This is a genomic window from Salinispora pacifica CNR114, assembly GCF_000514775.1.
GTDB lineage: Bacteria > Actinomycetota > Actinomycetes > Mycobacteriales > Micromonosporaceae > Micromonospora > Micromonospora pacifica.
Window position 1 is genome coordinate 107,196 of sequence record NZ_AZWO01000016.1, and the last position, 22,446, is coordinate 129,641.

Here is a 22,446-nt window from a genome sequence, read left to right on the forward strand (position 1 = left end):
TCCCGCAGTCGTGCCCCGGGGTCGCCTGGATTGTCGGTAGCGAATCTCCGTCGTCGGGTGCCGGGGCTGAGGTCGAGGTGGGTGCGGGCGAGGCGGCCGGTGGGGGCACGTTGGTCGGCTTGGCGCTCTCGGTTCGCCGCCGCGGAGCCACCGGTCGGGCCGCTATGCTCAGGGGATCTTGATCTCGGCACGAGGCGAAAATGATCATTCTGATTCACACCTCCAAGGCGATGCGACCGGCGCCCCAGGGCGGCGCGACCCTTACCGTGCCTGCCCTACGGGACCGGGCCGAGGAGCTGGCGGCATACCTCCGGACGCTCTCGGTGGAGCAACTCGCCGCCGTCATGGAGCTCTCTCCGGAACTGGCCGTCCGAACACACGGACTCTTCGCCGATTGGGGCACCGATCCGGGGCGGCAGTCACCGGCGATCGACAGCTTCGCCGGTGACATCTACAGCGGGCTCCGCGCCGCCGACCTCACCCCCGCCGACCGGGCGTACGCCGAAGGGCGGTTGCGGATCTTATCCGGGCTGTACGGCATTCTGCGCCCGGATGATGGCATCCAGCCGTACCGGCTGGAGATGGGGTACCGCCTGCCGGACCCGCCGTATGCCAACCTCTACCAGTTCTGGGGCGATGCCGTTGCCCGGTGCCTACCGCCGACCGGCGTCATCATTGATCTGGCCGCCATCGAGTACAACCGGATCGTCACCCGATTCCTGCCCCGCGACCGGTTCGTCAGCCCCCGCTTTCTGACGATCAATCCGAAGACGGGTGAGCCGCGGTTCGTTGTCGTACACGCCAAGATCGCCCGGGGCGCCTTCGCCCGATGGCTACTGACCGCCCAGGTTGAGGACCCGGCGGATATCGTTGACTTCGCCGAGATCGGCTACCGCCACGAACCGGCTCTCAGTAAGCCCCGCCAGCCCGCTTTCGTCTGTACGGAGTTCGGGGGCAAGGGGCTCAGCGTCCGACGACAGGACCTGGGCTGACGTGCGACGACACGACCCCGGCTGAGCGGTCAGGTCTGCTGGGTTTGCCGCGGGCTACCGCTCTTTCGCTGGCGGGGCCAGATCCAGGCGGCCAGGATCGCGCCGACCACCGCGATCACTCCACCGAGCACGAGGGCTGTCGACACTCCGTCCGAGAATGCCTGGTGATAGACCGCGATCACGAGGCTCCGCTCGTTCGCTGGCAGCTTGTCGAGGATGGCGATCGCCGTCTGGGAGTTGGTCAGCGCATTGACGACCTGGCTCGACTCGGCTTCGGTGAGCCCGGCCGCGGTGCTCACCGGGGCGGCGTCGGCCCGACCGAAGCGGGTGGTCGCGGCGGTCAGCAGGACGACGCCGAGCGCGCCCCCCAGCATGCTGCTGGTCTTGTAGAGGCCGGACGCGGCGCCGGCGAGGGCGACCGGTGGGCCGCCGACGATGGTGTCGGCCACGGGCACGGAGAGTAGACCCAGCCCGACACCGATGATGAGCAGGCCCAGGATCACCGCGAGCACCGAGATGGAGGGCAGCAGGGCGCTGACGGCGAAGCTGCCGACGCCGACCAGGACGAGGCCCCAGATCGAGGGGGAGCGGGCGTCGTGTCGGCTGACGATCCGTGCGCCGACGGCGTTGAAGATCAGGATCGTTCCGGCGGCCGGAACCAGGAGTAGACCGGCCGCGATCGCGCTGTAGCCCCGGACGTCCTGCAGGTAGAGGGACAGCACGAAGAGGGCGCCGGCGAAGGACAGGTTCATCGTCAGGTTGACGAGAAGAGCGCCGTCAAAGCTGCGGGTGCGGAACAGCCGTAGATCCACCAGCGGGTCGGTGATCCTCAGCTCGACGAACACGAACGTCAGGGTGAGCGCCGCGGCGGCGCCGAAGAGCGCGATGATCAGCGGATCGTCGAAGCCGACCTGTTGCCCCTCGGTCAGCGCGAAGAGCAGGCACAGGGCGGCTCCGGCCCCGGTGACCAGCCCGATCAGGTCGACCCTGCCCCGGGCCTTCTGCGCCTCGGGTGCGCTTCGTGTGGTCAGGACGTACAGGACGAGTACCACCGGCGCGGTCAACCAGAACAGTGACCGCCAGCCCAGCAGCGTGGTCAGGGCTCCGCCGACGGCGGGCCCGACGGCCTGCCCGGCCCAGCTCGCCGCGGCCCACGCGGCGAAGGCCGGGGGCTGCTCGGTCCGCGTGAAGTGCGTCGGGATCATCGCCAGCGTGGCGGGCAGGATGAGCGCGCCACCGGCGCCCATCAACGCGCGGCCGGCGATGAGACCGGCGAGGTTGGGCGTGAAGGCGGTCCCCAGGGCGGCGAGACCGAAGATCAGCAGGCCGAGTAGCAGCATCTTTCGATGACCGTGTAGGTCGGCGAGACGACCGCCGGCCAGCAGGAGGGTTCCACAGGCGATGCTCAGGGCGTTGTTTGCCCACTGCATGTCGGTCAGGTTGACGCTCAGCTCGTTGGCGATGGTCGGTAACGCCACCCCGAGGTTGGAGAACGCGAGCCACACCAGCGTGGCGGCGCCGCAGAGGCTGATCAGGGCGACCCGTCGGGACGGAGGCGACCCGCGGGACCGGGAGTGCATAACCGGACGATATAGGAAAATTTGCTGATATGTGGTCCGAAGCTACGGGTGGCTGGATCGGTCGGGACGGCGGGCTGCCTCGGGGTGGTCGGCGCGGGTGGCGCCGCTGGACGCCGAACCGCTGCGGTCGGGATCTGGCGGCGGCAGCGCGGTCGGTGGGAATGCGAGCTCAGCCGCCTCGATGACAAGCGGTCGTGGCTCGCAATTGGTGGCCGGAGGAACAGCCACGGCGGGTGTGGTAACCGCTACCCATGAGGGAGATTTGGTGGTGGAGCGAAACCCGACTGTGGGTCCTTTAGCAACCACCCTGTCTGGATGCTAATGTCCTCCTCTTCGCACTCGTGAAATGGAGTTAACCCGAGCATGGCGCGACAGGTAATCACCCAACTGATTGATGACCTAACCGGTGGTGAGGCCGACCAGACGATTGAGTTCGGTCTCGACGGCAGGGCCTACACCATCGAACTCTCGGACGAGAACGCATCCACGCTCCGGCAGGCGCTCGCCCCCTATATCGCCGTTGGTCAGCGCGTCGGTAGGGCCAGCGGCCACGGTGGGATCACGAGGGCGGTGCGGGGGGCAGCCGCGACCGCGCAGCGTTCCACCCGCGCCCGTAACGAGGAGATCCGGGAGTGGGCGCGGGCCAACGGATATCAGGTGTCGGACCGTGGACGCATCCCGGTCGGCGTGATGGAGGCATACGACAAGCAGTGAATGGCTGGCAGTCGGTCCGCCAGCAATGGCCACGGTCCGAGCTAGCCCGACGCAGCACGAAGGGCCCCGGGCCGGGGCCCTTCGCTGTGTCCCGCCCCGCGTTCGCCCGGAATGCGAAGCTGGTTCCCCGGAGGAGGCCTACCCTCGGTTGGCAGCTCCGGCTGGGACATGCTGGCCGTCGGCGCGGGGAGGCGTGGTCCGCCACCGGTCCAGCCCCGGGCTTCCGTAGCGCCGAGAGGAAATGACCATGGGAAGCGAATTGGCCGAGCTCCTGGAAGCGGCGGCCGTCGGGCGCTTCCCGTCGCCGGATGGTGGGACGACCGTGCTGCCGCAGCCCGGCGACCGCGACGCCGGGGTGATCGCGTTCACCGCTCACTCCGTGGTCTTCACCGACGAGGATCCGCGTTGGGTCCGGGGAATTCTGGCCGCTCTCGACTGTGACCGTCTGGCAGCCACAATGCATCCACGCTTCCTGGGCGCGCTGCTCGAGCGCACCGGACGTTCCATGGACACGATCGACCTACTGACGGTCGCGAGCCCGCTGGCTGGTGCACCCCCGCTGCGGCTCACCGAGCTCACCGACCTCGCCCATCCCCGGGAAGCCCGAGCGCGCCAGCGACGGGACGACGTCCGGGTCTGGGTGGCTGATGGGGGAGTGGTCATCCTTGGCCGGGGTGTGGCCGGCCGGTGGGAAGCGGCGATCGAGGTTGACGAGGGGCGGTGCGAGGCGGGCCTCGGGCGGGCGTTGGCGAGGGCCGCTCGGCACCTGGCGCCGACCGGGCAGCCGGTCTGGGCGCAGCAGGCCGCGGGCAACGCCCGCAGTGTGCGTGCGTTCCAGGCGGCGGGGTTCCGACCGGTGGGCTCCGAAGCGCTGCTCCTGGCTCCGTAGCGGCTTTCGGCAACAGGTCGGTAGCGCGGCCGGAGGTTGTCGTCCCTGGCCGGAGGGTGACATAGATGACAGCGTCGCGGCCACGGGCGCCGCGACATAGCTGTTGACAGGAGTACCGAACGTGAGCGTAAGATCGACTCTGCGCTGAGAAACGTGTGTTTAGCGGCAGCGCCGCACACGGAACGCATGTTTCAGTGGCGTCGGGCGACGGGTCGCTGACCCGGATGGGGATTGCCAGCGGGATGGATCAGCTCCATTTGGAGCGCAACGGGGGGATGTATCCCGCAGCACTCGCTGCCCGGCTCGGCCGGCACGCACCCGGTGTCAGGGCCAGTGGCCCGACACCGTCGGACCGGAGGTGCTGGGGCCAGCCAGGAGGCGGGACGCCAGCTGGCCGGCCCCAGCGGCTACCGTGTCGAGCCACCCGGCCGTCGAGGGCAACCGGACGTGCCACTTCCTTCGGTGGCTGCCGGTTGGCCTGGCCCTGCCCGTGCTGGCCCTGCTCCCCTTCGACCGCGGGCTCAGCCTCGGTCAGATCGGTGTGCTGTTCGGGGGCTCACATTGTGGCCGTCTGCGCGCCACGGTCCGGATCGCGGCGTGGGGCGAGGGCAACCGCGGCGCCACTCACCGCGATCCCGGTTCCGGACCGGGCCGGGATGTCGATGGTGAGTAGGCTCGGGCGGCCCATCTCCTGACCCTGGTGCACGGTGACCGTCGTGGGCGGCGCGACCAGGCCGAGCTCCCGCAGGTAGCCACCGAGCGCCGCGGCGGCCGCACCAGTGGCGGGGTCCTCCACGACGCCGCCGGGGGGAAACGGGTTTCGTGCATGAATGACCTGTGCGGACTCTCGGTACACCAGGTTGATGGTGGTCCAGTCACGCTCGGCCATCAGGCTGGACAGTGCGGCCATGTCGTAGTCCAGATCGGCCAGGCGGGCTCGGCTTCCAGCGGCGATGATCGGGTGCCATGCCCCGGCGAAGGCGACCCGTGGTGGCAGTGTCGGCGCCAGGTCCGCCGACTTCCAGCGCAACGCTTCGAGTAGGGCCGTGAAGTCGTCCGTGGCGATCGGCTGGGTGCGCGGCTCGACGCTGACCAGCGTCGCGGTGATGGTGCCGTCCGCCCGTACGGTGGTGGAGACCTCGACCGGGCCGGCGGGGGTGCTCAGATGCAACACCCCAGGGCCGTGTCGCTCGGCGTACGCCGCGGCCGACGCGATGGTCGCGTGGCCACAGAACGGGACCTCCGCTTTCGGACTGAAGTAGCGAACCGCGAAATGCCCCGCGTCGCCGGGCACGAGAAACGCCGTTTCGGAATACCCGACCTCGGCCGCGACCTGCTGCATCTCCGCGTCGTCCGCACCGGTGGCGTCCAACACCACCCCAGCCGGGTTGCCGCCGGCGGGGTCAGTGGTGAACGCGGCGAACCGTAGGATCTCCATGGTCGCGATCCTAGGGGCGGAGCCCATCCACAGCCGAGTGCCAATCGACCGGCCGTGGTCGCCGCCGGTCGGGTGCGTCGATGCCTGCTATCTGGGCGGTGAGAGATACAGCCCGGTGCTACACCCCAGTTCGCCGGGCTCCAACCAGATCCTGTTGAATCCGGGCGACTCGATGTCCCCGCTCGGAGTGCGGATCAGGAGGAGACAGTCCCGTTCGGCGGGTACGCCGACCGCGGCGACGAGGACACCCTCGTGGGTGACGGTATCGACCCGGATGTGTGGCTCGGGAAAAGCTGCTCGCACCGCCTTCGCCAAGGTGTCGGGCGTGGCCGTGCGTAGCGCCGCGGCCAGCCGCTGACGCCCGTCGTCCGGCAGCCTCGGGGCCGGCGAGGCGGAGGGCAGCGCTGGAGCGGGTCCGGAAGGACAGTCGATCTCGTGATACGTCGGGTGGCGATCTACCTTAAGCAGGTAGCGGTAGCATCGGGCCGCCGGGACCGTCTGATCGGCGCGGGGTTCGAAGGGGTTCTTCGACGGTGCGGCCGTCACAACGAACCGGACATCGATCGTGACCTGATCCGATCCGACGGTCCGATCGGACCAACCCACCGCTTCCCGCCGTACGGTGGACCCGGCGCCCACCCCCTCCCTGCGGACCCAGGTCGCGGCGAGGTGCTCGGCGCCCCGTATGTGATCGTGGTAACCGAGGTCCTTGCTGAGGAGCGCGGCTTCGTCCTCGGCGATGGTCCGCGCCAGCGAATCGCCCTCCTGGTAGTCCGAGCATCCACTCAGTGCCAGCCAAACAGCCGCAGCGGTGCAGGTCAGCGGCGAGGCTCTGCGGAGCGGGCGAGCGGATCGGGTAACTCCCGCCACCCGGGGCGCGAGCCGGCGGGCGCGATGCCGGCCCGCGAAGCTTCGCGCTGCCCGCGTTGATAACTCGACCATGGTGGGACCGTACCCGTGCATGTCCTTGTCGGGGCGCCCGAACGTTTGGCGTGGTGCACCCGTCGGCTGCCCGGAAGGTAGCCGGCAACGGCGCCCGGAAGGTCGGCACGTTGGGGTGAGTCGGTTCCGGTGATCGGTCCGCCTGGTGGCGTCGCCCATAGGGTGGGTTCGGGTTATGACTTCGAGTTGGAGCGCCGGTGCTGCGCCGCCGAGTCGATGTTGTTCGGTCGGAGGCTGACCTTCGGTACGGGTGAGTGGGGTCGGCGTGGGGATTGGAGTGACCGCACTCTCCGTCGCCCATCCGGAGAGTGTGGCCACGATGGTTCTTTCTGGTGCCGGACAGCCGGATGAACGAGGGTGAGCTGGGTGCGGGGGAGGCGCCCCGGACCGGGTCGGGGCGGCCGATCCGACCATGGCCGGTGACGACTGTCGGGCTGTTGACGGTGTTTCTGGTCGGGTTGAACATCTCCCTGGTCGTGATCGCCCTGCCGACGATCAGGAGTGTGTTCGACCTGAGCTCGAGTGGTCAGCAATGGCTGGTTTCCGGGTACTTTCTTACGCTCGGACTGGCACTGGTGCCGGCGGGCCGGTTCGGCGATCAGCGTGGCCGGCGCAACATATTCGTGGCCGGCATCATGTTGTTCGTCGTGGCGAGCATGGTTGCCGGGTTCGCCCCCTCCGGAAAATGGCTGATCATCGCTCGGTTGGTGCAGGGAGTTGGCGTCGGCGTCGCGTTACCCCAGGTGTTCGGGGCGGTCCAGCGAATGTTTTCGCCCCGAGACCGCGGACGTCCGCTCGGGCTGCTGGCCGTCGGAGTCAGTAGCTCCCGACTGGCCGGTCCGATACTCGGCGGTGCCCTGGTCACCCTCGGTGGCGAGCAGGGCTGGCGGTGGATCTTTTTGATCAATGTTCCGCTGGGGATCGTCGTCGCCGGCTTCGGGTGGCGGTTGTTCCCCATCGCCGAGCGGGGACAGCGCCCCGACCTGGACCTGGTCGGGGCGCTCCTGCTGATATGCGGGTTGGGGCTGCTGTGGCTGATGCAGGGAGAGCAGTGGCCGGGGCTGCTCCGCTGGCTGCTCCTCCCGGCCGGCCTGGCGATGCTGGTCGCCTTCTTCTACTGGGAACGGTCCTATGCCCGCCACGGCGAGCCGATATTCAACCTGGGCCTGTTCCGGATCCGGTCATTCGCCCTGGGCGCATTCATCGCCACGTTCTACTTCGCCGGCTACGAGGCCATCTACTATCTGGTGTCGGAGTATCTGCAGCAAGGGCTCGGACACGACGAGTTGGTGGCGGGCATCGCCCTCATGCCGCTGGCTCTGGGCACGGCCCTTGGCTCGGTGGCCGCCGGCGCCAGGGCCGGCCGGATCGGGCGGCCATTGATCGCCGCGGGGCTGGCCTGTGGAGCAGTCGGGCTCGCCATGCTGTTGATCGCAGACCTGTTCCTACCGGATCCACGCTCCCCGCACGCAGCCACCCTGCCCCTGCTCTTGGCGGGCTTGGGCGGTGGACTCGTCACCGCGGGCGTCGGGGGCGGGCTGGTCATTGCTCCGAACCAGACCCTGGCCCTGGCACACGTGCCACCGGCCCAGGGCGGCAGTGCCGCGGGGATGCTGCAGACGGGGCAGCGCTTCGGGGGTGGGTTCGGGGTCGCCGTCGTCGGCACCGCCCTCTTCACCAGCCTGGACCGAACCGGTGACTGGCTCCTCGCCTTCCGAATACCGCTGGCGGTCATTATCTGCTTCTTCGTCATCGCGTTTGCCGCTGTTCTGATCGACTTGGTCACTCGTTCCCGATCACGGTGACGGCCCTTTCCCACGGATCAGTCCGTGGCCTCTGTCGTCCGGCTGCTCCGAAGGTCGGCGCCGCCCCTTCCCGTCCGCGACCCGGGCGACAGTTGGGTCGGCTGCCACTCCGGTCATCCGGTGCCCGGCGGACCGCCGTCGCTTCGCTCAAGGCGGCTCGGCCACCAGATTCGGCGACCAACGTCATGGGTGAGGGCCGGCACCAGCAGGGAACGCACGACGATGGTGTCGATGAGAAGCCCGACCGGAAGGGCGATGCCCAGCTCCACCAGGAGCCGAACCGGGAGCACGGTCAGTGCCGCGAAGGTCGCCGCGAGCACGACACCGGCTGAGGTGATCACCCCGCCGGTTACGGTGAGTGCGGATAGCACTCCGCGTCGGGTGCCCAGCCGCTCTGACTCCTGCCGAACCCGGCTCATCAGAAAGACGTTGTAGTCCACCCCGAGGGCGACCAGAAAGACGAATGCGAACAGGAGGAACTCCGGGTCCACCTTGGGGACGTTGAGCAGATACCGGAAGATCAGCACGCAGATTCCCACGGTGGCGGTAAAGGAGAGCACCACGGTCAGGACCAGGAGTACCGGTGCGAGCAGGGCGCGCAACAACACCGCCAGGCAGAGCAGGATCACGGCCAGGACGACCGGAAAGATGACCTGCTGATCCCGGTCGGCGGCGTTGGCCGTGTCCACATTTGTTGCCGTGAAGCCACCGACCACTGCATCGGAGCCGGGCACCGCGTGAACGGCGGTGCGGAGCCGCCGCAGCGTCCGCTCGGCGCTGTCACCGTCCGGTGCGTCGCTCATGGTCGCGTTCAGCTGGGCCCGTCCGTTGACGACCTTCGGTGCGGCCCCTGGTTGCTCAGCCGTGGTCGAGGCCCCGCCCGCCGCGGTGACCGGTGCCACGGAGGCGATTCCCGACACCTGACGGGCCGCGGCGGTGACCTGGTCAACGGTCTCCGCGTTGGTCACGATGATGGCCGGGCTGCCGGTACCGCCGGGATAGTGCTGGTCAAGCAGACGCTGCCCGCTGACCGACGACCGGTTCCCGGAGAAGAGCAGGTCATCCTGGTTGATCGCCTGCTTTCCGAGCTGGGTGACCCCGATCGCGGCCACGCCGAGGCCGATGGCGGCGATCACCCACACGAGTCGGTCCCGCCGGCCGATGAGGCGGGCGACCGGGGTCCAGAAGCGGTGGGAGGTGGTTGCGGCCCGCTGCTCCGGGCGCGGGGTCCGCGGCCAGAACACCCGCCGCCCACCCAGGACGAGCAGGGCGGGAAGGAAGGTGAGCAGCACCAGCAGCGTGCAGGCGATGCCGATGGCGGAGACCGGTCCGAGGGAGCGGGTGGAACTGAGCACCGACAACAGCAGGGCGAGTAGGCCGAGGATGACCGTCGAGCCGGAGGCGATGATCGCCGGAGCGGCACCGCGCCACGCCACCCTCATCGCGTCAACAGGGCGTTCCCTCCGGGTCAACTCCTCCCGATAGCGCGCTATGAGCAGCAGCGCGTAGTCGGTGCCCGCACCGAAGACGAGCACGGTGAGAATTCCCCGCGACTCCCCACTCAGCTTGATCACATCCGCGTCGGCCAGCCAGTAGATGAAGACCGTGGCCAACACGTACGAGAGCCCGGCGGCGATCAGCGGAAGCGCCCACAGGATCGGACTACGGTAGATGATCAGCAGGACCACCAGCACCGCGCCCAGGGTGACGACCAGCAACTCGCCGCCCACCCCGGCCAACACCGTGATCAGGTCGCCCCGTAAGGCGGCCGGGCCGGTGACCTCGATGGTCAGTCCGCCCTGGTCGCCGCCGGTGATCGCACGCAGCTGATCGATGACGTCGTTCTCCGCCTGCCCCACGGCGTTGTCGATCGGCACGACCACCAGCAGGGCCTGCCCGTCCTGGCTCTGGACGGGGGGCGCGATGGGGCCGACAACCCAGCGCACCTGACCGAAGCGGGTCAGGTCGGATTCCGCCCGTTCCTGGTCGGTCGCGGTTATCCCGGTCGAACGCTCGTAGACCACCAGGGCGGGTGTGGAATCCGCACCGGTGATGTCACGGCTGTCCTGCTGCGCCTGCTGCGACTCCGCATCAGCGGGAAGAAATGTCTGGAAGTTATCGATCTCGACCTGGTCCAGGCGGCTGGGGAACGAGTGGGCCACACCGCCGATCACGAGCCATCCGACGGTCACCACCACCGCGATCAGGGTGCCGACGTGGCGCGTGGGCATCGCGGCCCCCGTCAACGTTCGGCTTGCTGGTACCGGTGGCCCGGCCCGCCGTGCGGCCCCGCGACCAGCAGCGGGTCTGGCCCCGGCAGCAGTGCCCTCCGTTTACTCGGGCGCGAGCGCACGGCCGGATCTGACATGGGTCAACTATCTGGGGTGTCGGCTGCTGACACTCCGACTTCCCGCCGTTCTCCGCTGAACAGGTGAAATCGTAACGGTGTGGGTCACCCGGTCAGCCGATGTCACCTGCCGTTAGGTTGTGCGGGTGCATGACACGGCAAGGCGCGAGACGGCGGTCTGGTTGGCCGTGCTGGCGCTGGCACAGACCGTCGCCCTCATCGTGGTGTGGCGCACCGCCGTGCACACCGAGCTCGGCCAGTGGCTCGACACGGTCGCCCTCACCGGTAACCGGATCGGCCAGGACCGCATCGACGGACCGGTCAACCACATCCTCAACGCCATGTCGCTGGCGGCGCTGCTGGCCGCGACCGCCGTGATCGGGTTCATCGCGCTGATCCGTGGCCGGGTCGCGCTCGCGGTCACCGCAACCCTGCTCGTCGTCGGCGCCAACCTCACCACCCAGGCGCTCAAGTACGGCCTCGCCCGGCCTGACTTCGGCATCGACCCGCAACGGATCTTCGCCGGCAACAGCCTGCCGAGCGGTCACGCCACCGTCGCCGCCTCGTTCGCGGTGGCGCTGGTCCTCGTCCTGCCACCGACGGTCCGAGTCCTGGGCGCGTTGCTCGGCACCGGCTACGCCGCCGCCGTCGGAGTGGCCACCCTCTCCGCCGGATGGCACCGACCCAGCGATGCCATCGCCGCGTACCTGGTGGTCGGGGTCTGGGCGGCGCTCGGTGGGCTGGCGTTGTTGACCATGCAGCGCGAGCGGGCGAAGGTCGACCCCGGCGACGCGCACCGGCTCGCCGCCGTGCTACTCGGCACGGGCGGCCTGCTCGCGGTCGTCGCCGGCGGTCTCGCCCTGGCCTGGCTCGCCGACGGCCCCCGAATCGTCCCGAGCGCGTTGGCCCGCCGGCCCCTCCTCGCCGGCTACGCGGGCGGTGCCGCCGGGATCGCCGGTACGATGGCCATCGTGATGGCCCTGGTCCTGGTCAGTGCGCACCGCCTCATCCCCCGAAACGCGGGCTGAGCCATGATAGAACCGGCCATGAGGGAACCGGCCGTCGGAGACCCGCCGGAGCTCACCCCGGTGCGAGCGGCGTTTCGGGACGAATGCGTCCGCCTCGCTGCCGAACTGCGGGACCTGACCGAGACCGACCTGGACCGGGCCACCAACTGCCCGCCGTGGACCGTCCGCGAGCTGCTCGCCCACGTGCACACCGGTGTCGGCCGGCTCGCCGGGATGCTCGCCGCCCCCGCCCCGCCCCGGGCGCAGGTCGACGCCGCCGGCTACTTCAGCGCGGCCAAGTTCACCCCGTCGGTAGACGCCGACCGCATCAACGGCGGCCACCGAGCGGGACGGTGCCTGGACGCCGCGACGCTCGCCGACGACCTGGACCGGGCCCGGCGGGCCACCCTCGACGCGATCGACGCGCAGCCCCCCGGCCGGCTGGTCCGCACCCGGCACGGCGATGCGATGACAATGCTGGAGTTTTTGCGCACCCGCGTGGTCGAGGTGGGGGTGCACGGCCTGGACGTGGCCGCGGCGCTCGAACGGCGACCCTGGCTGACGCCGGCCGCCGCCGCCGTGCTGGCCGACCTGTTCACCGGTGGACAGCCGGTGCCGGCCGCCCTGGGCTGGGACCGGCTGACCCTGATTCGCAAGACGACCGGCCGGTTGCCGTTGACCCCCGCCGAGCAGGCAACCGCTGCCGCCGTCGACTTCCGCTGGCTGAGCTTCGCGCCCTGAGCGCTGCGGGTGCGGCTCCGAGACCTCCCGCTGGTGGAGCTGCGCCCGGGCCAGCCCGAGACCGCCGTGCTGCTGGGACCGGCGCCAGCTCGCTCAGGACGCGGGCCGGGCGCGGGCAGCACGGGGCGCGGGAACCAGCGGGGCGGTCCGGCGTAGCTGCTCCAGCACGACCGGGTCGATCCGGCCCGGCACCAGCCGCCGCTCCAAGTTCTCCAGACCCGCCCAGGTGACCAGCGCCTCCTGCGGAGCCTCCGGATCGGCGGGGTGCCCGAGGGCGGTGAGCAGGCCGGCCACCTCGACCGCGAGCGGCCCGGTGAGATCCAGCAGGGTGCCCGGGTCCGGACGGCTGAACAGTCGAGTGTGTGCGGCGAGAAGCCGGGCCAGCTCGGTGACCGGATCCGGGTGGTCATCAACCCGCAGATCGATCAGGACGTCGCCGGTGCCGGCGTACCCGGCGCCGCGCTCGACGACCAGCAGCCCGGCGCTCTGCCGTCCGCGCCGGTCCCCGCCCGCCTCGTCCCCGGCGCGCAACGCGGCCAGAAGGCGCTGCGGGAACGGCAGCCCCCCGCCACCCAGCCAGCCGTCGCGGACCTCGTCGATCACCTGCGGACCGGCGAGGATATTGCCCTGCGCAGCCCAGCCATTTCCCGACTGCCCGCCCGCCCAGGGGCGGCAGGCCGGCCCGGTCCAACCGGCACCCGGGCCGGTCGCACCCACGACACCGAGCTGGCGGTGGTCGCGCTCGTCGTCGGCGGCTACCAGCCCGGCGACCACGCCCGCCGCGCCAACCCCGGTTCGCAGCAACGCCAGGCCCTGCGGCCGGTAGGCCAGGTTCACGTGTGCCTGGGTGGCGATCGCGCCCACCTCGGCCTCCGCGGCCGGCACCAGCGCCCCGGCGGCGAGGAATCTGCTGGCCACGACCACTCCGTGCAGCTTGCCGTCGGCGGAGCGGGCGACGAGGGAGAAAGTCACGAGCCGCAGCGTAGCGCGGTGACCGGGCTGGGAGGCCCGGCCAGATCTTGCCCACCGCCCGTCGGCCGGACATCATCGACCGATGACGACGCGATGGGGCATGACGGTACCGTTGAGCGGCATTCCGCTGGCCGACCACGCCACGGTCTACCGCGTACTCGACCAGGTCGGATTCACCGACGTCTGGTCGGCCGAGGTGACCGGGGCGGACGCCTTCACGCCGCTGGCGCTGGCCGCCGCCTGGGCGCCGCGGCTGCGGCTGGGCACCGCGGTGACACCGGTCTTCACCCGCGGACCGGGGCTGCTCGCGATGAGCGCCGCCGCTCTCGCTGAGACCGCCCCCGATCGGTTCGCCCTCGGCATCGGCGCCTCGTCGCCGGTGATCGTCCGGGACTGGAACGCCGGCGAGTTCAGCGAGCCGTACCGGCGCACCCGCGATGTGCTCCGCTTCCTGCGCGCCGCCCTGGCCGGAAAGACAGTCGACGGAGCGTACGACACCTTCGCCGTCCGGCGCTTCACCCTGGAACGCCCGCCGGCCGTACCACCGTCGCTGCTGCTCGCCGCGCTGCGCCCGGGCATGCTGCGGCTCGCCGCCGCCGAAGCCGACGGCGTGATCCTCAACTGGCTCGCCGCCACCGACCTGCCGCAGGTGCTGGGCGCGCTCGGCCGGGCTCGCCCCGGCTTCGAGGTCGTCGCGCGGATCTTCGTCTGCCCCACCACCGACGCCGAGTACGCCCGCGCACTGGGCCGCCGGCTCATCACCAGCTACCTGACCGTCCCGGCGTACGCGGAGTTCCACCGCTGGCTGGGGCGCGCCGAGGTCCTCGACCCGATGTGGACGGCCTGGGCCGCGGGAGACCGACGGGGCGCCGGGGCGGCGGTGCCGGACGAGGTGGTGGACGCGCTCGTCCTGCACGGCGGTCCGCAGGAGTGCCGGGCCCAGGTGCAGCGGTACGCCTCGGCCGGTGTGGACGTCCCCGTACTGGCGCTGCTGCCAACGCCCGAGCTGGCAACCGGCGACGTAGCGGTACTCCTCGACGTGCTCGCCAGACTGGGCGGGGGTGAGCCCCGATGAACCTCACCGACCGAGTGGCGGTGATCACCGGCGGGGCCGGGGGCATCGGGTCCGCACTGGCCCGGCGGTTCGCGGCGGAGGGAGCGGCGGCCGTGGTGGTAGCGGATCTGGACCCCACGGCCGCCCGCGCGGTCGCCGACACGGTCGGGCCCGTCGCCCGGCCCGTCGAGGTGGACGTCACCGACGAGGAGCAGGTCCACGCGCTGGTCACCGAGACCGAGCGACGCCACGGGCGGATCGACCTGTTCTGCGCCAACGCTGGCGTGGCTACCGGTGGGGGCGAGGCCGCCCCGGACGCCGACTGGGATCGGGCCTGGCGGGTCAACGTGCTCTCCCACGTCTACACCGCCCGGGCGGTGCTGCCGGCGATGCTCGCCCGCGGCGGTGGGCACCTGCTCATGACCTGTTCGGCCGCGGGTGTGCTGACCGCGGTGGGGGACGCTCCCTACGCGGCCACGAAGCATGCCGCGGTCGCCTTCGCCGAGTGGCTCGCCATCACCTACCGCGACCAGGGCATCCGGGTCAGCGCGTTGTGCCCGCAGGGCGTCGCCACCCCGATGCTCACCGGAGGACTGGCCGCGGGGCACCTGGCCGCGCGGGTCGTCGCCGCCTCCGGCACGGTACTCACTCCGGACCAGGTGGCCGACGCGGTGATCACCGGGCTCGCCGAGGAACGGTTCCTGATCTTGCCGCACCCGGAGGTCGCCGAATACGCCCGCCGCCGCGCGGAGGATCCCGACGGCTGGCAGGCCGGACTGCGTAAACTCATTCGTCGGCTGACCGGGTCGACAGTCAGGGCCGGGGGCTCCGCCGGCGCCGATCCGCGCGGTCCCGACGCAGCGGGCCAGGGTGGACCGGCCACAGCAGACGGCGCCACCAGGGACGGGCCACCCGCAGCGCCGTGACATACGCCCGGGCGATCGCCGCGGCCCGCTCGGCCTGCTGCTCGGTGAGCGTGCCCGGGGCGAAGGCGACCCGGTTGAGCAGGTCCGCCAACTCGGTGACCCCCACCGCCGCGGCCGGCGTCGGCTCCGCGTCGGCCCGCGCCAACACCTCCCGCGCCACCACGGCGACCTCGGTGGCGGCCAGATCACCGGTGGCCGGCTGCCCGGCGAGCCGCAGCGCGTCGGTCACCTCCCGCCAGGCGCCGCCCACCCGTTCGCCAGGGAAGCCGCGCTCCAGCCGGCCCCGACTCAGCGCCCGGCGTAGCCACAGCAGCGTCAGCAGCAGCAGTGCCGCCAGGGCCAGCCCACCCCCGACCGCAACACCGCCGACCAGCAACACCGACGGTGACCCGCGGACGGCGTCTGCCGGCCCCACCGGCGCGCCGGAGGCCTGCGGAGTGACCGGCGGCTCCGTGCTCGGCTCCGGCTCCGGCGTCGGCGGCTCCTCCGGCGGGGGACGCAACCCCTCCTCAACCGGCTGGGGCTCGGTGTCCGGCTGGGGTAGCGGATCGAACGGTACCCAGCCCAGCCCGTCGAACAACACCTCCGGCCAGGCGTACGCGTCCCCGGCCCGCACCGGCCCGTCGCCCGACGGCCGGAACCCGACCACCACCCGGGTCGGCAACCCCACCAGCCGACCCAGCACCGCGAACGCCGCCGCGAACTGCTCCGACGTTCCCCGCTGCCCGCCCGCGTTACGCGGGCCGAACAGGAAGAACTCCAGATTCGGGTACGCGTGCCCACTCGGGGCGTCCGGAACCAGCCGGTAGTGCTCGGCGAGGAACTGCTCCACCGCGGCCGCCCGTTGGTACGGGGCGCCGGTCGACTCGCTGAGCTGCTCCGCCAACCGGCGCAGCGACTCCGGCACCCCGTCGGCGACCCGCAGCACCCGCGCCACCTCCGCCCCGGCCGGCACCTCCGCCGTGGCCAGCAGGTTGACCTCTGGCCGCTCCTGGGCGGACGTCACCGTGTACCGCAGCCCGGGGGCCAGCCCTTCCGGGTGAATCAGGGTCCCGGTCGCCGGGTCGTACGCCACCCGCGCCCCGGTCACCTCCCGCGGGGTGGCGACCGCCGGCAACAACCGCCCGGTCAACTCGGCGACGGTGAACTCCTGACGGACCGTCTCGACGATGCTCCCCGGCGCGGTATCCGTCGCCGGGAGGATCCGGCCCGCGTTGCGGTACGTCGCGCCGACCTGCCAGGTAACCCCGTCGTAGTCACTGAGCACCGCCAGCCGGATCCGTGCCCCGGTACCGGCCGGGCCTGCCCCAGCACCGGCCGGGTCTGCCCCAGCACCGGCCGGGTCTGCCCCGTCGGTGGCGAGGGTCGTCACGTCCAGCAGCTTCTGCTCCGGTTGCAGTGCCCAACCCGAGATACGGATCAACGGATTCTCGTCCAGCGAGTCCACGCGGGGCGGCTCCACGTACCGGCGCGGGTCAACCGGCCGGCCGCCGACCATGCCGACGAGCGCGGGACCGAGCAGGACCGCCAGTGCCACCACGACCGCCGTACCGGCCGTGGACGCCCCGACGAGCCGGATCCGCGCTGCCGCGCCGGCCCTCGGCGGCAGCCCCGCCAGCCGGTCCGCAGCGGCCGGCCGGTCCCGTCCCGGCAACGCGAGCCCGAGCACCGCCACCGCCACGAAGACCAGCGTCGGCCCGACCGCCGGTTCGGCGTTCGGCCCGACCAGGTAGACGGCGCCGGCGAAGAGCAGCACCGGCGGCAGGTACCCGAGCAACACCCGACCCGCCCGCAACGTCACCTCACTGGCGGCCAGCCCGGCCAACCAGGCGGCGACCACCGGAACGAGGACCGTGTCCGGCGTCGGCTCCACCGGGATCATGGCGGTCAACAGCCGGGGAATGCCGTTGCGGGCGGCCTCGCCAGCGACCTCCACCAGCGGGCCGGGCAGGTCGGCACGATCGGCGGTGAGCCGCAACGACCACAGTGTCCACGCCGCCAGCCCGAGAACCGACAGCGGCGCCACCAGCCACGAGGGCAGCCGTCGACAGAGCACCCCCACCAGCACCGAGCCGGCCGCGGCACCAGCAACCAGCAGCGGGAGCAGATCCCCGGCGTACATCCGCCCGAGGACAACCCCGGCCAGCGTCACCAGCACGACCAACACCACCGCCAACGGCAACTCCGAGGTCAGGAGCGACCTCCTCCCCGCGGGGAGACCGGCACCGCGTTCGGCCATCCTCACCACCGTCGCACCCGATCCCACTCGGCGGCGAAGGCCGCCCCGTCCACCGCGTCGATCACCACCAGGCCGGCCGTCGGCGGCTGCGCCTGCTCCGCCGCCCCGAAAACCCCGACGACCACCGACGGGTACGCGCCGCGGAGCGCACCGAACCGGCCGAGCGTCGCCCGCCCGCCCGGGCCGGTGAGCGCGATCAGCGTGTCGCCGAGGCGATCCCCCCGCAGCCGGGTCAGGGTGGCGTCCAGGGTGTCGGCACCGAGTCCCGCCGCCGCCAGCCGATCCAGCGGGCCCACCACCCCGGCATCCGGCACACCCGCCGCGTTGACCTCCTCCGCCGGGGCCACCAGCACCAGCACCACCGGCAGATCGGCCCGGTACGCGGCGGTCAGCACCGACGCCGCCGCCTCACACGCCGCCTCGAACGACTCCGCCAGACCGGCCGACCGCTGCGGATGAGCCACCGCCCGGTTGTCCAGCAACACCACCAGGCGAGGCAGGCTGGTGTCCACGTTCTCCCGAACCATCAGCTCACCCACCCGCGCACTGGTCCGCCAGTGCACCCGACGCAGTTCGTCCCCGACCACGTACTCCCGCAGCGAGTCGAAGGTGATCGAACCGTGCGGGACGGAATCCACCTGGCCGTCCAGGCTGCGCCCCGCGCCGGTGGGCATCACGTTCAGTGGATGGACCCGCGGGTGCACCCACACCGGCACCGTCTCGCCGTACGGGCGCGACAACGACACCAGACCCAGCGGGTCCCGCCGGGTCACCCGCAGCGGCCCCACCGGCACCACGCCCCGGCGGGTCGTCGGCACGTCGTACCGGGCCGTGGTGTCCTTTCTCGGCCGCAGCCGCAACACCGGCACCGGCACCGAGACCCCACCACAGCGGTCCTCGGCGACCAGGTTCGCCGACCGGAGCCGGCCACTGTTCTGGACGGTCACCGTCATCGTCGCCGGCTCACCGCGCCCCACCCGGTCCGGCTCGGCCCGGCGGACCACCGCCAACCGGGGCCGCCACACGGCCACGGCCAACGCGTAGCCGCCCGCGGTCGCCCCCGCCGCGCCCAGCAACGCCAACTCCGGGTACGCGAAGCGGAAGCCCGCCGCCAGCAGGGCAGCGGCAGCGACAAACAACCCGACCCCCCGGGCAGTAACCCCCACAGCTCAACCGCGGACCGTGGCGGCCTGCCCGGACGGCAGCGGCACCGGCACCGAGGCGATGGCCTGACGCAGCACCTCCGTCGGGGTCACCCCCCGCACCTGCGCCTCCGGGGTGAGGAGCAGCCGATGCGCGAACACCGGCTCAGCGAGCAGCTTCAGATCCTCCGGCATGATCCAACCCCGGCCGTCGATCAGCGCGTACGCGCAGGCCGCCCGGGTCAACGCGATCACCCCACGTGGGCTCACCCCCACCCGGACCTGCCGATGGTCCCGGGTCGCCGCCGCGATCCGCACCGCGTACCCGTACAACGGCTCGGCGATGTGCACCCGGCGCGCCATCCGCACCATCTCCTCGACCGTCGCGGTGTCGGTGACCGGGGTCAGCGCCTCGGGAGAACGCGCTGTCGCGCCCCGCAGCACCTCCACCTCAACCGCCTCGTCCGGATAGCCGACCGACAACCTCACCAGGAACCGGTCCAACTGCGCCTCCGGCAGCCGGTACGTGCCATCCATCTCCACCGGGTTCTGCGTCGCCACCACCAGGAACGGCTGCGGAACCGGATGGCCCACCCCGTCCACCGTCACCGTGCGCTCCTCCATCACCTCCAGCAGCGCCGACTGGGTCTTCGGCGAGGCCCGGTTGATCTCGTCGGCGATGACGATGTTGGCGAAGACCGGCCCCGGATGAAACTCGAACTCCCGACTGGCCTGGTTGTAGATCGTCACCCCCGATACGTCCGACGGCAGCAGGTCCGGGGTGAACTGGATCCGCCGCCACCGACCCTGCACCGTGGCGGCGACAGCCCGGGCCAGCGTCGTCTTGCCGACCCCCGGTACATCCTCCAGCAGCACATGCCCTTGCGCGAAGAGCGCGGTCAGAGCCAACCGGACCACCTCCGGCTTGCCCAGGACGACCGCGTTGATGTTCTCGGCCAGCCGGGCGGCGAGGGCAGCGAAGCCCTGCACCTCCGACTCATTGAGTAACCCGGGGGAACTCACGCTGGTGCTCCTTGCCTGGCGTCGGTCAGCAGGTCGGCAGGGCGTTGATGTCGTCACCACCGTCGAGGTTCAGCCAGGCCCACGGAATGTAGTTGCGCCCCTGGAATTCGACCTGCACCCACCAGGTGCTCCTCTTGCGCCCGTTGTAGACGAAGGCGTACACCTCCTCGCCCGCCTGCCGGCAGTACGCCCTCAACCGCGTGCCCGGCCTGGCCCACCCGACCTGCCGGGGGTCATCCTGCCGCGGCGCCGAGAAGATCTCGTTACCGTTGCGGCCGTCCACGTCGGCGTCACAGTATGTCCGCTGGTCCCCGGAGTCGCCGTTTTCGCAGGTTGCCGTCCCGGACAGCACCCCCGTCGACTGCGCGCGGGTCGCGCTGCCCGGGCCGGCCACGTTCGTCGCCGTCACCGTGAACGTGTACGCCGTGCTGGCCGTCAACTCGGACAACGTGATCCGGGAACATGGGCCGGACTTCGCCGGCTTGCCACTGGTGCTCAACGTGCAGGTCGCCTCACCACCGCCGGCATCCACAGTGAAGCTCACCGTCACCGACGTGGCGGTCGCCGACGAACCGGTCACCGTCACCTTCGGCGCGGCCACAGTCCGCGCGAGAACCGTGGCCTCCGGCCCCGGCCCGGCTTCGTTGACCGCCCGCACCTTGACCGTGACCTGCTTGCCGTCACCCAGCCCGCTGACCGTCGTCCGAGTGTCGGTCACCTCGCTCCGCTGACCACCCACGTCCACCAGGTACGCCGCTACCGGCCGGCCATTCGCCGCCGCCGGCCCCCACCGCACCGCGACCGTCCCCGGCTGCTCCGCCACCGTCGTGGCCTGTAGCTCCACCGGCTCCCCCGGCGGCGCGTACGGCACCACCGTGTTACTCACCGGCGAGGCCGCCGAACCCGCACCCCTGTCATTGACCGCGACGACCGAGAACGCGTACTGCCGGCCGAACTCCAACTCGCCCGCCGGCACCACCAGCTCCGTCCCGGTCGCCTCCCCGGCCAGCGAGTTCGTGCCGGCCGAGGTGGCCGTCACCACATACCGGTCGATCGTGTTGCCCTGCCCGTCCGCCGCCGGCCAGCGCACCGCGACCGTCCCGTCCGGGCGCGCCTCGGCGGTCGCGCTCGCCGGCGGGTCCGGCACCTCCGCCGTCGGCGTCACCGGGTTACTGGTCCGCGCCGGGCCGTCCCCCTTGGCGTTGACCGCGAACACCGAGAAGGCGTACGTCTCCCCGTTGGTCAGCCCCTTGATCTCCACCGCCCGCTGGCTGGCGCCGACCTCGACGCGCTGCCCACCGCCGGACACCACATACTTGATGATCTCGGCGCCATTGGCGGCGGCGGCCCGCCAGCTCACCCGGGCCCGGGCGTCCCCGGCCGCCGCGGTGACCGCCTGCGGTGGACCCGGCCGGCTCTCCTTCGGCTTCGGCGGCGGGGGCGGCGGTGGGGGAGTGGGCGGCGGGTCACCGCCCAGCACGTCGTTGGCGTACTTGTCGACCTCCCGCATCCGGTGCCGGTCGTCCACCACCCGGGCGATCGACGCGTCCGGAGCGTTGATGAACAGGTGGTTCTCCCGAACCTCCAGTTCAAGCGGACCAGCCGGTGCGCCGGACATCGAATCGACCAGCCGGCCGGCCTCGTCGAGCACGTACACGGTGCCGGTGGCCTCGTCGGCGCAGTAGAACCGGCCCGCCCATGACACCGCCGGGCTGAGGTCGCCCCCTTCACCGGGCACCGTGAAGTTGGTGACCACCCCGTCCGCGACCACGTGCACCTGCCGTTGCGACGGCACCGTAACCGGCACCGCCGACCCGTTGGTCCGGGCGGGTAGCACCGCCGGCGCGGAGGTCACCAGCGGGGTCCGCGTCACATCCCCCGCACGCACCATGATCAATGAACCCGCCGTCCGGTCGAGCACCGCCACACCCTCATCGAGAGTGGACACCATCAGCTCGTGATGGGGTTCGGTCACGTCGTACGTCTCGATCAGCTCCGGACCCAGACCCCCCTCGGCGCCCGCCGACGATGACGGCAGCGGCGCGGCGCTGATCGCCGAGACGGTCCCCTCGCTCGGCACGGCGATCCATAGCCGGCCCGCACCGTCAAAAGAACCACCGGTGATGCCCGGCGGAAAGCGGACCGACTCGCCGACCGGCGACAGCGACCGCGGATCGAGCTGCCGGACGATGCCCTGCACCGCGTCCACCACGAACGCCGCCTCCTCGTGCAACGCGACGTTCACCCCGAGACCGGGCGTGGTGGGGGAGGTCGCGAGGATCCGCAACGTGGCCAGGTCCAGCGAGCTGACCTGGCCCGTGCTCAGATCCCGCAGGACGAGTAGCCGGTCGGTCTGGGTGACCTGCACCGGATGCTGCTGCGCGCCCGGAACCTCCAGCCGGGTGTCCACCCGCGCCGTCACCCCGTTGACCCGAGCCAACTCACCCCGAGCACTGCTCCACAACCAGGAACTGGCGTCGAAGGTGGCCACCGCGTTGTCGGCGGCGCCCACCCCGAGCACAGTCAGCCCCATCGCGGCCAGCAGTGCCATCACAGTGGCGATGGTGACCAGCCCACCACGAAAGCGGCGACGCGGAGTCACGCCATCATCGATGGTGGCCACAACCAGTTGCCT

17 protein-coding genes are annotated in these 22,446 nt (G+C 71.4%); 8 read left to right on the plus strand and 9 right to left on the minus strand.

The window, feature by feature from the left end:
* Positions 1 to 200: 200 nt before the first annotated feature.
* Complete coding sequence (locus B118_RS0111845) at positions 201 to 992, plus strand: YaaA family protein (RefSeq protein WP_018811261.1); 792 nt, start codon at positions 201 to 203, stop codon at positions 990 to 992.
* Between the two features lie 29 nt (positions 993 to 1,021).
* Here B118_RS0111845 and B118_RS0111850 read toward each other — a convergent pair whose 3' ends face one another.
* Positions 1,022 to 2,572, minus strand: coding sequence for an MFS transporter (locus tag B118_RS0111850; RefSeq protein ID WP_018811260.1), 1,551 nt, complete (start codon positions 2,570 to 2,572; stop codon positions 1,022 to 1,024).
* Positions 2,573 to 2,935: 363 nt separating this feature from the next.
* Here B118_RS0111850 and B118_RS0111855 point away from each other — a divergent pair, with 363 nt between their 5' ends.
* Together B118_RS0111855 and B118_RS0111860 are read left to right on the plus strand one after the other, a co-directional pair.
* On the plus strand, positions 2,936 to 3,286 hold the full coding sequence (locus B118_RS0111855) for a histone-like nucleoid-structuring protein Lsr2 (RefSeq protein WP_018223563.1): 351 nt from the start codon (positions 2,936 to 2,938) through the stop codon (positions 3,284 to 3,286).
* Positions 3,287 to 3,533: 247 nt separating this feature from the next.
* Positions 3,534 to 4,175: a hypothetical protein gene (locus B118_RS0111860; RefSeq protein ID WP_028192806.1), complete on the plus strand. Its 642-nt coding sequence runs from the start codon at positions 3,534 to 3,536 to the stop codon at positions 4,173 to 4,175.
* A 556-nt stretch (positions 4,176 to 4,731) separates the two neighbouring features.
* On the opposite strand, the gene B118_RS0111865 is transcribed toward B118_RS0111860, so the two are convergent.
* Positions 4,732 to 5,613 (minus strand): PhzF family phenazine biosynthesis protein, encoded by an 882-nt coding sequence (locus B118_RS0111865; protein WP_018223565.1) that lies wholly within the window; start codon positions 5,611 to 5,613, stop codon positions 4,732 to 4,734.
* Between the two features lie 87 nt (positions 5,614 to 5,700).
* Positions 5,701 to 6,555, minus strand: coding sequence for a hypothetical protein (locus B118_RS0111870; RefSeq protein ID WP_238323904.1), 855 nt, complete (start codon positions 6,553 to 6,555; stop codon positions 5,701 to 5,703).
* Between the two features lie 347 nt (positions 6,556 to 6,902).
* Here B118_RS0111870 and B118_RS0111875 point away from each other — a divergent pair, with 347 nt between their 5' ends.
* Positions 6,903 to 8,360, plus strand: a complete 1,458-nt coding sequence (locus B118_RS0111875; protein WP_026185842.1) for an MFS transporter — start codon at positions 6,903 to 6,905, stop codon at positions 8,358 to 8,360.
* A 113-nt stretch (positions 8,361 to 8,473) separates the two neighbouring features.
* On the opposite strand, the gene B118_RS0111880 is transcribed toward B118_RS0111875, so the two are convergent.
* Entirely contained in the window at positions 8,474 to 10,591 is a 2,118-nt protein-coding gene (locus tag B118_RS0111880; protein ID WP_018811257.1) for an MMPL family transporter, read from the minus strand.
* A 256-nt stretch (positions 10,592 to 10,847) separates the two neighbouring features.
* Here B118_RS0111880 and B118_RS0111885 point away from each other — a divergent pair, with 256 nt between their 5' ends.
* Positions 10,848 to 11,735: a phosphatase PAP2 family protein gene (locus tag B118_RS0111885; protein WP_018223569.1), complete on the plus strand. Its 888-nt coding sequence runs from the start codon at positions 10,848 to 10,850 to the stop codon at positions 11,733 to 11,735.
* Between the two features lie 3 nt (positions 11,736 to 11,738).
* Positions 11,739 to 12,455, plus strand: coding sequence for a maleylpyruvate isomerase N-terminal domain-containing protein (locus B118_RS0111890; protein ID WP_196234335.1), 717 nt, complete (start codon positions 11,739 to 11,741; stop codon positions 12,453 to 12,455).
* A gap of 93 nt (positions 12,456 to 12,548) precedes the next feature.
* Here B118_RS0111890 and B118_RS0111895 read toward each other — a convergent pair whose 3' ends face one another.
* Positions 12,549 to 13,427 (minus strand): DUF1028 domain-containing protein, encoded by an 879-nt coding sequence (locus B118_RS0111895; RefSeq protein ID WP_028192808.1) that lies wholly within the window; start codon positions 13,425 to 13,427, stop codon positions 12,549 to 12,551.
* Between the two features lie 100 nt (positions 13,428 to 13,527).
* Here B118_RS0111895 and B118_RS0111900 point away from each other — a divergent pair, with 100 nt between their 5' ends.
* Both B118_RS0111900 and B118_RS0111905 read left to right on the plus strand, forming a co-directional pair.
* Positions 13,528 to 14,502, plus strand: coding sequence for an LLM class F420-dependent oxidoreductase (locus B118_RS0111900; RefSeq protein WP_028192809.1), 975 nt, complete (start codon positions 13,528 to 13,530; stop codon positions 14,500 to 14,502).
* The gene (locus tag B118_RS0111905; RefSeq protein WP_028192819.1) at positions 14,499 to 15,407 is read left to right on the plus strand and encodes an SDR family oxidoreductase; all 909 of its coding nucleotides are present in this window, start codon (positions 14,499 to 14,501) and stop codon (positions 15,405 to 15,407) included. Before B118_RS0111900 ends, B118_RS0111905 begins: the two co-directional genes overlap by 4 nt.
* On the opposite strand, the gene B118_RS28210 is transcribed toward B118_RS0111905, so the two are convergent.
* The 4 genes from B118_RS28210 to B118_RS0111920 are packed head-to-tail and all read right to left on the minus strand — an operon-like array spanning position 15,295 to position 22,434.
* Complete coding sequence (locus B118_RS28210; RefSeq protein WP_202902332.1) at positions 15,295 to 17,673, minus strand: transglutaminase TgpA family protein; 2,379 nt, start codon at positions 17,671 to 17,673, stop codon at positions 15,295 to 15,297. The genes B118_RS0111905 and B118_RS28210 overlap by 113 nt on opposite strands.
* A complete protein-coding gene (locus tag B118_RS0111910; protein WP_028192810.1) occupies positions 17,649 to 18,812 on the minus strand; it encodes a DUF58 domain-containing protein in 1,164 nt (387 codons plus the stop codon). Before B118_RS0111910 ends, B118_RS28210 begins: the two co-directional genes overlap by 25 nt.
* 3 nt (positions 18,813 to 18,815) lie before the next feature.
* Entirely contained in the window at positions 18,816 to 19,811 is a 996-nt protein-coding gene (locus B118_RS0111915) for an AAA family ATPase (RefSeq protein WP_018811251.1), read from the minus strand.
* A 25-nt stretch (positions 19,812 to 19,836) separates the two neighbouring features.
* A complete protein-coding gene (locus B118_RS0111920; protein ID WP_028192811.1) occupies positions 19,837 to 22,434 on the minus strand; it encodes a fibronectin type III domain-containing protein in 2,598 nt (865 codons plus the stop codon).
* Between the last annotated feature and the right edge of the window lie 12 nt (positions 22,435 to 22,446).